Source organism: Hymenobacter sp. (assembly GCF_036388155.1).
Taxonomy (GTDB): domain Bacteria; phylum Bacteroidota; class Bacteroidia; order Cytophagales; family Hymenobacteraceae; genus Hymenobacter.
In genome coordinates this window covers 30,690-45,026 of the sequence record NZ_DASVSI010000006.1, presented here as the reverse complement: position 1 = coordinate 45,026, position 14,337 = coordinate 30,690, and the positions used below count along the sequence as shown (strand labels likewise).

Annotated in this window: 13 protein-coding genes; 8 read left to right on the top strand and 5 right to left on the bottom strand. The window is 53.6% G+C overall.

Going from position 1 to position 14,337, the window contains the following annotated elements:
* Positions 1 to 309: 309 nt before the first annotated feature.
* From VF629_RS01015 to VF629_RS00995, 5 genes are all read right to left on the bottom strand, one after another.
* Positions 310 to 915 carry a hypothetical protein gene (locus VF629_RS01015; RefSeq protein WP_331056576.1) on the bottom strand — a complete coding sequence of 202 codons (606 nt, stop codon included), beginning with the start codon at positions 913 to 915 and terminating at the stop codon, positions 310 to 312.
* Positions 903 to 1,784 carry an IS3 family transposase gene (locus tag VF629_RS01010; protein ID WP_331056575.1) on the bottom strand — a complete coding sequence of 294 codons (882 nt, stop codon included), beginning with the start codon at positions 1,782 to 1,784 and terminating at the stop codon, positions 903 to 905. The genes VF629_RS01015 and VF629_RS01010 overlap by 13 nt, the downstream gene beginning before the upstream one ends.
* Entirely contained in the window at positions 1,781 to 2,083 is a 303-nt protein-coding gene (locus VF629_RS01005; RefSeq protein ID WP_331056574.1) for a transposase, read from the bottom strand. The genes VF629_RS01010 and VF629_RS01005 overlap by 4 nt, the downstream gene beginning before the upstream one ends.
* Positions 2,084 to 2,251: 168 nt before the next feature.
* Positions 2,252 to 2,791 (bottom strand): hypothetical protein, encoded by a 540-nt coding sequence (locus tag VF629_RS01000; protein ID WP_331056573.1) that lies wholly within the window; start codon positions 2,789 to 2,791, stop codon positions 2,252 to 2,254.
* A 229-nt stretch (positions 2,792 to 3,020) separates the two neighbouring features.
* Entirely contained in the window at positions 3,021 to 4,451 is a 1,431-nt protein-coding gene (locus VF629_RS00995) for a hypothetical protein (RefSeq protein ID WP_331056572.1), read from the bottom strand.
* A gap of 118 nt (positions 4,452 to 4,569) precedes the next feature.
* Here VF629_RS00995 and VF629_RS00990 point away from each other — a divergent pair, with 118 nt between their 5' ends.
* The 8 genes from VF629_RS00990 to VF629_RS00955 all read left to right on the top strand — a co-directional run bounded on the left by VF629_RS00990 (position 4,570) and on the right by VF629_RS00955 (position 14,322).
* Entirely contained in the window at positions 4,570 to 6,282 is a 1,713-nt protein-coding gene (locus VF629_RS00990; protein ID WP_331056571.1) for a DUF262 domain-containing protein, read from the top strand.
* 79 nt (positions 6,283 to 6,361) lie between these two features.
* On the top strand, positions 6,362 to 7,351 hold the full coding sequence (locus VF629_RS00985; protein ID WP_331056570.1) for a hypothetical protein: 990 nt from the start codon (positions 6,362 to 6,364) through the stop codon (positions 7,349 to 7,351).
* Positions 7,352 to 7,748: 397 nt separating this feature from the next.
* Positions 7,749 to 8,309, top strand: coding sequence for a GNAT family N-acetyltransferase (locus VF629_RS00980; RefSeq protein WP_331056569.1), 561 nt, complete (start codon positions 7,749 to 7,751; stop codon positions 8,307 to 8,309).
* On the top strand, positions 8,309 to 9,331 hold the full coding sequence (locus tag VF629_RS00975) for a site-specific integrase (RefSeq protein ID WP_331056568.1): 1,023 nt from the start codon (positions 8,309 to 8,311) through the stop codon (positions 9,329 to 9,331). The genes VF629_RS00980 and VF629_RS00975 overlap by 1 nt, the downstream gene beginning before the upstream one ends.
* 65 nt (positions 9,332 to 9,396) lie before the next feature.
* Complete coding sequence (locus VF629_RS00970; protein ID WP_331056567.1) at positions 9,397 to 10,269, top strand: DUF4238 domain-containing protein; 873 nt, start codon at positions 9,397 to 9,399, stop codon at positions 10,267 to 10,269.
* 56 nt (positions 10,270 to 10,325) lie between these two features.
* A complete protein-coding gene (locus tag VF629_RS00965) occupies positions 10,326 to 11,216 on the top strand; it encodes a hypothetical protein (RefSeq protein ID WP_331056566.1) in 891 nt (296 codons plus the stop codon).
* Between the two features lie 299 nt (positions 11,217 to 11,515).
* Entirely contained in the window at positions 11,516 to 12,610 is a 1,095-nt protein-coding gene (locus tag VF629_RS00960; protein ID WP_331056565.1) for an SMEK domain-containing protein, read from the top strand.
* Positions 12,611 to 12,723: 113 nt separating this feature from the next.
* Positions 12,724 to 14,322 (top strand): hypothetical protein, encoded by a 1,599-nt coding sequence (locus tag VF629_RS00955; RefSeq protein ID WP_331056564.1) that lies wholly within the window; start codon positions 12,724 to 12,726, stop codon positions 14,320 to 14,322.
* Positions 14,323 to 14,337 lie beyond the last annotated feature (15 nt).

Here is a 14,337-nt window from a genome sequence, read left to right as displayed (position 1 = left end):
GGTTAATGGCACGTGGTTGCCGAGCCAGAACAAGCGGGAAAATGCGCGCCTTTCCCCATCAACAACAAGACAACCGACTTAATTGCTCTGGTCTATTAGATGATAGGCTTCCAGCTGCGTGTTTACTTCGGCCAAGCTCAGCTCACCATTGATGTAGCGCGGGCTCAGTTGCTCGGCGAAAGGACTCAGCTTGCGCGACCCTGAGTCGCATTTAACGCGGCCGCTCGGTCCGCCAGTACCTGGCGCTGCTCCTGAGTTGTTTCCTTGGGACCAAATTTCGGGGTGATGTCCATTCTGTTTTGACCAGCTTTACCACAGAATATGGCAGAAATCGCGAATCCATTGTCGTGCGGCACGCATATCCTTGCCAGCAGGGCGGAAATCAAAGAGAGGAGCGACGTTGTAGCTAGTCAGATAATCCAAAAAATCTAAGCGTCGGTGATAGTGGTGCTGACAAGCAAAATGGCTTTGGAACCCGCCGCCAATAAGCAGGCAGTCCTTGCGAACAGCGTCATAGGGGGACAAGTCGAGTACACCCCCAACCAGCCCACGCAGTTGTCCCTTAAGTCCATTCAAGTCTGCAAAGTATTTGCACTCAACGGCAAATCGTAACTGACCAGGCAGGGCGTAAGCGCCGTGCGTAAGGGGCGTACTGATAGCAACATCAACTTCGTGCCTCATCTGGTGCCCGTCATACTCAATCCCATTCCGCAACTCATAATCGTGGCCATTTATATGAAAAGCGCAGAAGCTATAGTCATCGCTTACTGCTGTTGGTCGACATTTGAAACGAAAATCGGAACCTCCCCCAGGATTTTTTATTACGAAGCGCGGGGTGACAGCTTTAATGTTTTCCGCAACGCAGAGATAAGTGTATAGCTCGTAACGGTGAGGTGGTCTAGCTAAGCTGGACACAAGTGGGACGTGGTTTGAAAGTGGGTTTCGAAGTGGTTGGGCGATTGGTAGCCGAGGGCAGAGTGGCGGCGTTCAGCGTTGTAGTAAGCCACATGGTGGCTGATTTCGAGTTTGGCTTCGGCCAGGCCAGGGAAGCTGCCGCCGTCGAGCAGTTCGGCCTTGAAGCGGCTCCAAAACGATTCCACATGGGCGTTGTCGTAGCAGTTGCCGCGCCGGCTCATGCTTTGCTGGGCGCCGTGTTTGGCGACCAGGTCTTTGAAGCGGGTGGCCGTGTACTGACTGCCCTGGTCGGAGTGCACGATGAGGCCAGCCGGCGGGCGGCGCACGACCAGGGCGCGGCGCAAAGCCTCGCTGACCAGGTCTTCGGGCATCGTCTCGCGCACGTCCCAGCCGACGACCTTGCGCGAGCAGCGGTCGAGCCAGACAGCAAGGTAGAGCCAGCCGCCGCCCTGGCGGGGCAGGTACGTGATGTCGCCCACCCACACCCGATTCGGGGCCGTAGGGGCCGATTGGCCCAGCAAGCGGTTCGGGGCGGCGCGCACGGCCGGGTCCGAGTCGGTGGTGCGCGGTACAAACGAGCGCGGCTGCTGGGCGCGCAGGCCGTGGGCCTTGAGCACGCGACGGATGCGCCAGCGGCCTACGGCGTGGCCCTGGGCCTGCATTTCGGCCCGCAGCCGGCGCGTACCATAGCGCTGGCTGTGGTGGGCAAACGCTTCGCGCACGGCCACTTGCCAGGCCGGTTCGACAGCAGGCTGTTGCCGACGGTGCCGCCAGGCATAATACGCGGCCGGGGCCACGCGCAGCACCTGGCAGAGCTGACGCACCGGTGCTTGGCGGGCCTGCTGAGCGATGTACTGGTAGGTGCTCACGGGGTCGGCTGGCCGAAGATGACCAAGGCTTTTTTTAAAATATCCAGTTCCTGCGCCAGCCGCTTGTTAGCGGCGCGCAGGGCGCGCACCTCCGGGTCGCGGGCCACTTCCGCACTGCCCACTTCGGCCACGACTTGCGCCTGCTGCCAGCGGTAAAGCAACTTGGGGCTGATGCCCAACTGCCGGGCGGCGGCTTGGGTGCTGCGGCTCTCGGATGCTAGGCGCAGGGCCTCGGCCTTGAAGGCCTCGTCGTATTTACGCCGTTTGTCGGGCGACGCCCCGCTGGGTTTTGCTGCCATAACAGAAGAAATATACGTCCTTCTTCCGTCCTTCATCTCTAGACCACCTCACGGTTTCCCTTACCAGTAACAGGTATTAGGGTGGAGCTGGGTGCTAGGGCCCGAAATGCCCGACGTACCTCTACCAAGATGCGTAGCTCGTCCCACGTCATTGGAGGCGTCACAGTTTTAGCCTTGGGTACTTTGGGCCGTGAAGTCATTGGGGTCGAATGTAGCAGGAAATAGTAAGCGGCCGATACCAGCGAAAGCAGTGCGTGCAGCAAATAGGGCTTGGGCTGCTTTGTCTACATTAAACGATTTGAGTCTTACTGTACTCTCCCGGTCAGCATAAATTGACTTCATCGAAGTGATGTCCAAGGCCTGGGTCGATTGAACGATGGCAATATCCTCCTCTAAGGGCAGCACAAAGGCATTGTAGAAGCTCATCAGCAATAAGTAGTAGCGCCGATTCTGTTGATACTTCTCCTGTGCAACCGCTTGGCGACGCAGGTAGTTGGCTATGAATGAAGACATCGCTTGAGGGCCCACTTGCTCATCTCGAAAAACCCCAGTTCTGTCATTACGACTCACTATTTCAACATCGTCCAATTCTCCGTAAAGCTGATACAGGCGGTTAAAATCTGCCACTTGTGCTGGCTTCATTCCCTGAGCTTTAGCAAGAGCACGAATGTGCTGAAGTAACCTGTCAATGTCGATATCACCGGCCATTTAGAAAAGAATCAGGGCCAGTTGAGAAGAGGCCGTATCGAAAGTAGTTGTTTCAAAACACCAATTCCATATAAGCGGTGCAATGAGTGGTGTTTGAGTAGTCCAGCCAGTTGGCAACAGCCCATAATCACGCTGCAAAGGAACGGATATCGAAGAGCAAAGTAGGCACTAAATACCGCCGCAGAATTGCATAATTTGACGGATTGGCCTGGTCAAACGCCGCCATATCTTACAACTCTATATTGTCTGTTTCCGGGTATTCATCCTCGTGCGCAGTTGAGGCCACGGCGTTGCGAAAGAACAGCAGATTGGCCTGCTCAGCCAGCGCTTCCTCCTGCTCTCCCCACTCTTCGCCCTCCAGATACATGAGGTCGTAGCTTTCCAACGCATCAAATCCGCCGGCTTCCGTGGCAATGCCTACAAACTTCTTCGTCTTACCAAAATTTCGAAATTTCACTGCCAACCCGTAAGCTTGCAGCATCTCGAATCGCTCGGCCCGGTATGCTGCCTTGCTCTGTTCTGCCCGCCGGGGTAGCAGCAGGAAAATATACTGCACCCCGCTGTCCTCCAACGCACCGGTATGCCGCACGCGGTACTGGTCAGGCTCTGATTGCACAATCATATCCCGAAAAGCTCGGGCCAGCATCCGGCGGCTCAGCCGGGGTTCCCGCGCCATAATGCGCAGGCCGGCCTCCCGGTCGGCAAATGAAGAGGTAGCACTGAGTGGGTGCGCTTTGTCCTCGGCGGTGTTTTCGTAGATGTACTCAATAAGGCCATCCCAACCATAGCTGACCCGGTCAGCCTCAAGCCGGGCCCGGAACTGGTCGCTATGCACGAAGCCCTCCCAAAAGCCCTCTTCGATGTGCAGCCCTTCGTACCCGGGCGAAACCGGGAAAATGTGCCGCCCAAACGTGGGGCTGTTCTCGTCGTGGTCGGTATTGCGCAGGTAGTAAGCCAGCAAGTCGTCTTCGCCGGCGGCCCACACTTTAAGACCTCGCTTCGATAACAAGGCCTCCTTTTTCTCCAAGTAAGCCACAAAATCAGAAACGGTATCCAGCATGCGCATCACGGCAGCCAGCGACGCATCGTCAAAAACGTGCACGTATTCCTTGGTGGGGTCCACTAAACCCAAGGTGAACGGCTCGGGTTTAAACCACCTGGTGTCGTAGTGAGCCGCGCCCGTAATCTGATTATTGAGCATCAGGCTGCCGGTACCGCCGTACTCTGCCTGACAGGGTTCCGAAGCGCCATGCGCTACCACGATGCGGTGCACTTTCATGGCCGCGGGCAGCGGCACTGGAAAGGGATGCTGGCATTCTTTATCCAGAAACACCCGGTCAGGGTGTTGCTTCAGCCACCGCTCGGCCCCGTAAAGCTGGTCAGCCCCGGCGGCTACGGCTCGCTTATACCACCGGGTCCAATTGAGTACCGCGTCGTCAGTGGTGGGGTACTCGCAGTGCTTGCTGGAAAAGATAATGACGTGCTCGTCGAACACAACCAGCATATCGCACAGCTCTTTGCCTTCGCTGGCTTTGGCACTGGCACTCTGGTCACGAAAAGGACTGGCGTAGCTCCACAGTGTTAGAAAAGACCGTTCGCCAAGTTGGGTGAGATACTGCTCGGCGGGGGTTCCACCAGGGTTTTTGGGTAAAGATGGCATAAGGTGTTTGGAGGTAAGGAAAGTTAGGCAAGCCTGTTTTCAGGTAGCCTGGAGGAAAGAACACCAAACCGCCTACTTTCGCTCCTTCGCCTATCTTATCCACTGCCCCACGTAGCTCATGCTCAACCTAACCAAATTCGAGGACCTGTTTGCGAGTGATGATGCGACCTATGAAATGCCACAATACCAGCGGGCTTATGCCTGGGGCGACAAGCAACTTGACCAGTTGCTGATTGATTTGCGCGAGCAGCCCCTCAAAAAGGACTATTACCTGGGTCACTTTCTGTTGGAGCGCCCCGACTTGAACAAACGGCACTACTACGTTATCGACGGGCAGCAGCGCATTACCACCGTAGCCGTATTCTTTAGCTGTCTGATTGAGGAGTTGCAGCTACGGGAGCGAAACGGCGAAGTGCTGGTTGATTCAGACGGTAGCCCGGTCCAGCCCTGGCGTTGGGAAGAGCGCTACCTCGTGCGCCTCGGAATGCGCCGGCTTCGGACAGTCGTGGCCGATGATGAGTTTTTTAACCGCGCCTTCATTCAGCGGTTGCCTAACCCGCAACCTGACCCCGCCCGTCAATCGCAAAAGCGCTTGTTTCACGCTCAGCAAGTATTCAAACAGGCATTTGCGGCGGAAACGGACACCGCTACCCTACTGCGCTGGGCGAAGCTGCTGGCCACGGCCAGTGTTTCGGCCTTTGAGGAATCCGACAAGGTGCGGGCTACCCAGATTTTCGCGTTTCAAAACGACCGGGGGGCCAAACTCACCACGTTGGAAAAGCTCAAAGCTTATTTGATGCACCGGGCTTATCTGGATGATTCCACCAATCAGGCTACCTACACTATTGCCCACGTCGAGCGGTTTTTTTCTGACATCTACGCGCTGACTGAAGAAATTGACTTGGGCGAAGACACCGTTCTCCGTTACCACAACGTCGCCTTCGGCCCTACCTGGGAGGATGCTTTTGAAAACGTAAAAACGGGTCTTCGTGCCGCTGCCGAAGACGCGAAAGCTGCCTGGATTACATCGTACTGCGATAGTTTGCGGCAGTCCTTCAAAACGGTAGTAGAAGTAACCCGGCGGGCAGCCGGGCACAGCCACATTACCGGGCTGCTTTTTTTGCGTAGCGAAGACAACTGGCCGCTTATTCTGAAAATTCAGCGGCACCACGGCCACGACCAGGCGTTATGCGAAAGCTTATACCGCCTCATGGAAATCGTGAGCTTCAAGATGGAGTTCTCGACGGGTGACTACCGTAGCCACGATTTCCACAGCCTTGCCAAACACTATACTGGCGATGCAGTGGCATTGCGTGACACCTTGCGGGAGCAGGCTCAAAATGGGTTTCGGTGGTGGTGGACGTTTACTCAAAACTTTCACGACCGCCTCGATGGTGACCATCATTACGACCGGGTTACGCGCTATTTGCTTTGGCAGTATGAAAACGAGTTACGGCGTAAATCTCCTAATAGCGTACCAGTGTCCGGGGCTGATTTCCTCAATGTGTGGCAAGTAAAGCGCTGGGAAGGAACACTTGACCACATCACCCCGCAGAACCCTGATGCAGTCGAATACACGAAGGAATTTGCAAAAACGCGCCTGCATAACCTTGGCAACCTAGCCCTGCTAATGCTTGGCCCCAATGCCAGCAAAGGCAATACCATGCCGCAGGACTGCATCCCTCTTTTTATCGAATCAACTTATCTCGCTGACCGCGAAATTGGAAAAGTTTTACAAAAGGATAACCAGTGGGAGGAGCCCCATATTCTTGCCCGTAAGCAGCGCATCGTTGATTTTGCCAAAGCCTACTGGGCAGTGCCGGCCGGCTAGCCTAGCTCTGCTTAGTACTACTGGACTGGGGCATAGGTGGAGACTCTACCTTGCCAGCCATAAGCACCAACGAAGCACGATGGCTAAAATAACCGCCGCCCACTTGGCAACCGAGGTATTTACCCAGTTGCAGACCAGTAAGTCCGTGGCAGATGTTAAAGCCGACCTGGCCATCAACGACAGCACCATGTGGAGCAAAGTAAGCGCGCTGGTTTATGAGAAAGCTAAAGTAGCGGCCCGAAAAGAGCGTGACCAGGATGCCCAGCGGCCCCACGTTTCCACCACGTCTAACGCGGAGATAATGGACCTGCTGGCGTTGAACGAGCAGTTGGCCGGCTATGCCCTATTGGCTCCGCCCACCATGACGACGGCCGAGTTCAGAAGAATCGGGCTGCTCGCCGCAGAGCTACCGGCTTCCGAGGCCACTATTCTGACTTACCTAGACAGCATCATCACATCTCCCAGGATGTGTGCCATCCTGAAGCAAGGGTTTGAGTATTGCCCCGCATTTCAGTCATTTTCCACGCTGGTGGAGGCAGCTATCATCGCTTACTACCAAGAGAATTATACCAGTGCCTTTCTCACGCTGGTCCCCGTGGTGGAGGGACTAATTCTGCGCTGGAATGGGTTTGACGGCACTGGCCCCGAACCCAAGCCAGAATTTGAGGCCATCCGCAAGTTTGTGGGCAACTCCTACCTGCGCCAGCCAAATCCTGGCAACGTGCTCTTTCACGACGTGTACGTGAAAGCCAGTCAGGCCATTTTAACCAAGCACTTGTACCTGAATTCGGAGACTGGTTCGGCCTACGCAAATTTCAGTCGGCACCTGGCCGCTCATTTGCTCAGCAACGAAGCTTTCGCGACGCAGCCCAACTGCGTCAGGCTGTTTATCCTGCTCGATGCCCTGCTCAAGGTTTACACTTACGAAACCAAGCCCGCTAAAGACCCGCGGTTCGATGTGGACGAACCGATGCTGCAACGGGACGTGTTGCGGTACCAGCTAGTAATTGCGCAGCAGCGCATGTTTCGTAAGGCGCTTGAGCAATTCTTTCCCGGCAATGCCGAATGATGTAAGCCACGGGTTTCCGTGCGCTCCCAGTCTGAGTCGGAATACGCGGTATCAGCCGGGGGCAACATCACTGCCGCCAGCTTGGGCCGATGGGCCAGCGCGGGGATACTTATAATAAGGAGTGGAAAAAGCAGCGGGTAGTTTTCGGTCATACAATAAAAGTGAGCGAGCTGGATGGGAATGTGGTTGGCAGAAATACTGCGCACATTTTGGGATGCACAGTACTCGTATTTTCTGACGGCTCCGACTACGTTCGTCTTCTCCCCTTTTCAGAGTTTAGGAACCATAAGACTTACTTATCGACCCTAAACTCTTCTTATCTTTACGGTACCCACACCGGTGATTTTGCAATTGCAAAATCACCGGTGGCTAACTCACTTGTGCCGTTTGCTTCTAGATGTACTTCCTTCTCGACCAGTTATCCGGTCAGCTTCCTAAGCTAGTAGGTTGGCAGCAGCTGTCGCCCCGCCTACAAGCGCAGGCTACCGAGCGGTTGCGCTTACTGCTGGGCCGGGAAGCTTGGGGGATGATTCCTTACGCTGGCCAATTCCATGCACTTCCGGATAGTGGACTAGGCTTGTTACTCATCTACTATCAGCCCGCTGGCATTAGCTGGAGTTTGGAGCTGTTCGACTTCGCTCGTAGCATCGACCGCGTGGGCCACCTTTTCTTGGTTGGTGAGCAGCGCTATGCTGAGCCTCCTAATCCAGAAAGAAGGATGAAAATAGAAGACTTCGTCGTGAACAGTGCCTATCGAAGTCAGGGCCTAGGCAGTTGGATGCTGCAATCTTGTTTACTGCTTGGTCAGCAATCAGGCATCCGAACCATCTGGGGAGAGATTGTATCGACCGACGAAGTCAGTCGACTGTTACCTTATTATATAAGGAATGGATTCACGACTCATCCAGTATCCAATCCTGACGCTCATGTCAAAGCTACTATTAGCCGACAACTTTGATGAAGCAGCCTACTAAAAATGTGACCCTACCCGTAGTAGCCACCGACCGGCCAACGCTGGCCTTGGCCGCCGATTTAGCGAGTCGCGTAGCGCCTAACGTCGAGCGGTATCTGCTACGCGGCCTCGAAGGAGCCGACAATACGCGCTTAGCGTATTCGGCAGACTTACGTTCCTATGAGGTCTATTGTAAGGAAAATGAACTCGCGCCCTGGCCCGCCGCCCTGGAAACGCTGGCCAGTTACGTGGCGCACCTAGCCGACCTAGGCCGCAAGCTGGCCACCATCAACCGGCACCTGGCCGCTATCGAGAAAAACCACCAGTTGCTTGGGCTGCCCTCGGCTATCAACGCGCCAGCGCTGGACGTGCTACGGAAGGGCGTGGCGCGGGAAATCGGCAAAAAGCAGAAACAGGCCCCGGCCTTCTCGGTGCCCCACCTCAAACGCACTATTGACCGGCTGGACCTCTCGCGGCCGGATGGGCTGCGGGCGCGGGCGCTGCTGCTGCTCGGGTTCGCGGGCGCATTCCGGCGCTCGGAGCTAGTCGATATTAATCTGGAGCACCTGGAAATGGTGCATGACGCGACCGATGAAGTCTTGGTCATCACCCTGCCCAAAAGCAAAGCCAACCAAGCGGGGGACGTCGAGCAGAAAATCATCTTCTACGGCGAGAATCCGGCGTATTGCCCGATTGGGGCCTACAATGCCTGGATTGCACAGCTCGGGGGCCGCACCGAGGGCCCGCTGTTTGTTTCGCTCAAACGAAGCCGGCCGGGCGAGCCGGGCAAGCCCACGGAAAAGCGTCTGGCCGACCGGCGCGTCAATCTGCTGGTGAAAGAGCACCTAGGTGCGAAATACTCAGCTCACTCCCTCCGGGTATCGTTTATCACCACATCCAAGCTGGCGGGCCAGAGCAACGACTTTATTAAGAACCAGACCAAGCAGAAGACGGACGCCATGATTAGCCGCTACACCCGGCTCGATGACATTATCAAGTATAATGCGGGCCGGTCCCTGGGGCTCTAGCCATGAAAACGGCATCCTTAATCAGATAGCGCTGCTGACCAACTGCCCAAAACACGAACTATTCAATGCCTCAACAATCCCATCGGCACCATTATATTCCCGAATTTCTCATTAAAAACTTCACTAACGAGAACGGGCAGGTACACGTCTACGACAAGCTTACAGAGCGAATCGCGAAAACCCAGCAGAGCCCAAAATCCGTCTTCTTTGAGTATGACCGCAATACTACTCGCTCGCATGGCAAGGAGCTGGACCACTTGGAGCAGCTATATGGTATGCTGGACAATCTGTTTGCCGCTGATTTAACCAGTGTGCTGACTACGCGCAGCTTCACGCCTGAAAACATAGTTAGCATTATTCTGCTGGCTGCCAACTTGAAATGGCGCGTACCTGCGCGCGACGAGGAGTTCAATGCCTTGAAAGAAACCAAGATACCTGAATTGCAAATGCGGATAACCGTCCTCGACGAGAATCGACAGCATCTGCAAGGAGCAGTCGAATATCTGAGAACGACCGAAATTTTTAAGCAAATACAGCGGGTAACGCTTGGCATGTTGCCCCTAATGCAGGATGATGAAACCAAATTGGCCATGCACAACAACAGTTTCATCTACGCCCAGTCGAGCCAGCTACCACCGGCTCTCATCAGTGACTGCCCCATAATTGAGAAACCTAACGCTGACTATACAAAGCTCGAAAACTTCATCTTTCCGCTAAGCTCGAACGAGACGTTTATCTACAAGTCAAATTCTGGGAAGGACATCAAAAGCATCGATTTTTTCCGGCAAAAAGACTTGGCGGTTTTTCATGCCGCCACGCGCTATGTCGCCTGCCAAAGCCGCGACCATTTGGAGAATATTGCAGCCCAATACCAAGCCCTAAAGCAAACAAATCAACACGGCCGTAGTCAGGAATTAATTTTCGATTTGATAGCGTAGGGTTTCGCACGCATTGCGCGCGGTCCTCTCGTAGCTCTGTCCTAACTGCCAGGCATATGCCAAAGAAAGCCCAGCCATCCCCCGCGCCAGTCATTGCGCAGATTATTTCTTCGACTACCATTTTCTACGAGCTGCAAGTATTCTCCCACGAAGGCTTTGTAGTGACCAGGCGAAGCCGGGGCATTGGCCCCCCGCAGCCAATCTTTAGGTTGCCCTCTGACAAAGAGCCCTATAAGGTAGAGTACACAGCTTATCAGGACTATTGGCACCCCGTTTTTAACGAACTGGCATTGGTTCGGTACGGGTTAAGCAGTAAGTCGAAACGAGCGGAACTGGAAGCCTGGCTTGCGGTACCCGGCAATGATGCGTTCACGCATCCCGAGTGCGCCCCACTGTGCCTGCGCTGGGGAGAAAATACCGATGGGCTTCATGTGAAGAAGTACACCATTCCTGCTGGTAACCCGGACTACCAAACCATGTTTATTCCCTATTCCTGCTCGCAGTCTGGCCTAACCTATTACGCCCTTACTGACCCCTACGACAGTCACGCCCGCGCTACTAAGGAAATGAAGGCACAAGGCGTCCTGCAGAAGCATGCCGAGGAAATCGGTGCAGAAGGCAATTGGCATGGTTGGTACAGTACCGATTGGGTGGCCTTGCAGCAAAACTTAGCTACGTATGGACTGACACCGGTGCTAGTTCAGGTAATTGAGCACTATTTCGTATGCCTTGAAACAGCAGAGCATAAGCAAAAATGGATTAAGCATTTTTACCTGCAGAGCGAGGCTGAAGAGTTGTATGCACAATATACAGAAAATCCAGCTTACGATGCGTTTCAGACGAACGAGTACCCTCGGCTAATAAAAGGAGCATCAGAGATGTTGCGTGGGGACGGAATAAATGGATGGAGAAGCGGCGAAAAAGTAATTTTCAAGACTGCTAAGTAGCAATAAGTGGAGCAAATAGCCGCTGGCCGGCCAGTCTTGATGTGTTTAACATGCGTTTCGGAAAAGGAGAAGTACGCTTAGCCGCAGCGATACTATCTCCCGAGCACCGCACTGAGCCCAGCAAGAGCATTGCTGCCCCGAAGGAAAAGAAAGCTCGGTGCTGCTCCCCAGCTTTTACTACGCGACTGCAGGTCTTGCTGCAAGTCAACTAGAAGCCATACTCTTACCTTGTTTTTGCCTAATTTTCTCAAATAGTCAGAACAGTGTAAAACTCAGTTTTAATCAATACGGCCTTTCGAATGACCAAACGCGAGATAGAAATCAAGAAAATTGCAAACGAGCTCGCCCGTTGGGAAACCCAAATTTCCAATCTGAATTCGCTTAACTTATATGACGCCAACATCTTCTCCGAATACACGATTTGCTTGCTGTTAAATACCATCTACAATTATAATCTGCACAACATCAACATCATGCAGAAAAACTTCCCTGCCATTGACTTGGGGGACAGCTTCAACAGAGTGGCCTTTCAGATAACCTCCACCAAAGCAACCAAGAAAATTCAGAACACGGTCGAAAGCTTTATTGCCAAAGGCCTTGCCAAGGATTTTGACCAGCTTTTTGTCCTGATTCTAGGCAAGAAGCAAAAGCACTACCCAGTGTTTGATACCAAGCAGCAGATTGAGTTTAACAACGACCGACACATCATCGACTTCCACGGCTTGCTAAATCAAATCAGTTCGCTGCCCACTCCCAAGATTGAGGAAATAGCTAAAATTCTCAGCTACGAGAACCAGACCGGCACCAAGGCTGCGCCCAAACAAAGCAGCGCGGCCAAGCTCAAACGGAATCTGGCGCTTCGGAACCGGATGAAGAAGGAGCTATTGCAGCCCGAAGACCAACGACACTGGGAAGCTGGCGTGTATGAGCCGCGAACAAAGTTTAAGTACGGCAACATCATGGTGCGCAATGTCGAAGACCGGACATTTCCTAATACCAGTCCCCCACCAGCAGGTCAGATGAGCCCTTGGTTTAAAGGTGCCTTCTGGGACTTTTACGAAAACGGCCTGGAGCTCTATTCCATAAATGGTGGTGGGGAAGCCATTTTCAATAAGCAGGGCAAATGGGACATTCTCAATTGGAATGGCGACACACGGCGCGATAATCCGGACTATACCGTGGTGCGTTGCAACCAATTTCTTAGAATCCCCTACGATTACATTGTGAGCTTAGACATGGAGGTGGACCAATATTATGGGTACCCGTCCCTGTATGTTGAATACCTGAAAGACGGCATGCCATACGAGGAAATTGTGTATGGCCAGGCCGGAAGTTATGAGCGCAAAAAGCCCACTCATTATTTCGACAACAACCTGCGCGAGCACCTTAAGTGATTAAACCACCCGACCCAATCGCGTAAAACCAGCCATTTTCCGGCGCCGGCATACTGCATTACTACATTCCATAAGCTATGCCACTCGATTCAGTTCTGGGATATAGAATCCCAATGCTCAATTTCGACCTAGCCAGCCAATATTGGCCGGAAATGACGGCCACCGCACGACCGCTGCACGCCGGCAACGAAATCCGTGACCCGGTGGCAGTGGTTGAAATTCTGCGGTCCTGCTTTCGCTACTTGGAGGAGAAATTCATGGCATTGATAGCCGCTGAAACTAAGGCTTCATTTTACCTGGCGGTTCACCGCTTCCACGAAAACACTACCGAGCTATGGCTTCAGCAACTAAAAGGTATAACCTTGCCCGTAAACAGCTCCGACTTCGCTGTTGTGCGGCGGGTGTTGAAGCTGATTCTGGAACAAGGATGCGCTAACGAACTGCAAAACAGCGTCAACTTCAGTCAGGATATTACGACTAACGCCTCGGCCTACCTGCATACCCTCGACCACCTACTGTACTTGGGCCACTGGGCCAACGGCATTGCCGGGTTCATCTCTCGGGCACAGTTATTCCCGGAGGCCATCGGAATTAGGTTTGTTGAGCAAGGAATTGATTTCGTGATTTACGAGCCGTTTGCTACAGTACTGAACTACGTTGACCGGGACTATTATCAGCATCAGCACGATGTCGTTCTGCACAACACCATTCAGGAGCTAAAGCAGGTATTCAGCGAGAAGCTGGGGATTGATTATGACAACGTGACGGGTTGGGTCCTCACGCTACCCAAAGAACCAGTTTTAGTTAATCCTGAGTGGCTTTTCAATGAGCTGCTGCAAAAAGGCTACCGTAAGGAGCACCTGACCACCTTCTTCGCCGGGCTGACGGTCTCCCGTGCCAACAAGATGTCGTTTGAGGACTGCATCATCCGCAACCAAGACATCAATCGCTATACCTACCGTCCGATTATCAGCTTGCAGGTGGATGGCGTCGAATATTGGCTTGTTGGCCTCAACAAGTGGCAGGAAAGCTTGGTGACGATGACTACCAATGCCCTGCCCTTCGGCGTTTGCCCACCCGAGTGGAAAGCCTACCGGCCAATAGCCCGCTTCATCAGCGAGGTGGAAAACGAGCACGACAAAACACTTGAAAAGCCCCTAGCCGACATACTGAAAGAGCAGGGTTTTGTGTATGAGTCTAATGTCAAATTCATCCACAACGGCAAGCAGACCATTTCCATTGTCGTCAAAGACTTGGGCGAGATTGACCTGTTCTATATCGACCACGTGCAGCGAGTGCTATACGTGTGTGAGTGCAAGCACAACCGCTCGAAGTTCGATGCGGCGGGATGGCGACGCGACTACTCAAATTTCGTCCGAGATTACGAAACGCAACTGGCCAACAAGCTACGCTGGGCTACCGAGCATGTAGATGCCCTAGCCGCGCATTTTACTCGCACGGAGAAACGCCCAATCGACTTGGCTGGCTATGCGGTAAAAGGCATCTTTGTCATTAATGCCCCCACGGTGTACATGTACGACGGAGCCTTCCCAACCTACACAATTTCTATGTTTCGGGAATTGGTTAATGGGCGATTCCAAGAACACCAAATTAGCTACACGCTCCCCGAAACTCAGCAGGTGCGGTTGATTGGCCGCCCTTATATGAAGAACGCCGCCCGGTTATTCGCAGAATTAGCGGCAAACGCTTAATTACCGGATAAGGTC

Excerpts from the sequence above, each read along its gene's own strand:
- VF629_RS01005 (WP_331056574.1), bottom strand. The coding sequence starts at position 2,083 with ATGGCAGCAAAACCCAGCGGGGCGTCGCCCGACAAACGGCGTAAATAC.
- VF629_RS01000 (WP_331056573.1), bottom strand. The coding sequence starts at position 2,791 with ATGGCCGGTGATATCGACATTGACAGGTTACTTCAGCACATTCGTGCT.
- VF629_RS00995 (WP_331056572.1), bottom strand. The coding sequence starts at position 4,451 with ATGCCATCTTTACCCAAAAACCCTGGTGGAACCCCCGCCGAGCAGTAT.
- VF629_RS00990 (WP_331056571.1), top strand. The coding sequence starts at position 4,570 with ATGCTCAACCTAACCAAATTCGAGGACCTGTTTGCGAGTGATGATGCG.
- VF629_RS00985 (WP_331056570.1), top strand. The coding sequence starts at position 6,362 with ATGGCTAAAATAACCGCCGCCCACTTGGCAACCGAGGTATTTACCCAG.
- VF629_RS00980 (WP_331056569.1), top strand. The coding sequence starts at position 7,749 with ATGTACTTCCTTCTCGACCAGTTATCCGGTCAGCTTCCTAAGCTAGTA.
- VF629_RS00975 (WP_331056568.1), top strand. The coding sequence starts at position 8,309 with ATGAAGCAGCCTACTAAAAATGTGACCCTACCCGTAGTAGCCACCGAC.
- VF629_RS00970 (WP_331056567.1), top strand. The coding sequence starts at position 9,397 with ATGCCTCAACAATCCCATCGGCACCATTATATTCCCGAATTTCTCATT.
- VF629_RS00965 (WP_331056566.1), top strand. The coding sequence starts at position 10,326 with ATGCCAAAGAAAGCCCAGCCATCCCCCGCGCCAGTCATTGCGCAGATT.
- VF629_RS00960 (WP_331056565.1), top strand. The coding sequence starts at position 11,516 with ATGACCAAACGCGAGATAGAAATCAAGAAAATTGCAAACGAGCTCGCC.
- VF629_RS00955 (WP_331056564.1), top strand. The coding sequence starts at position 12,724 with ATGCTCAATTTCGACCTAGCCAGCCAATATTGGCCGGAAATGACGGCC.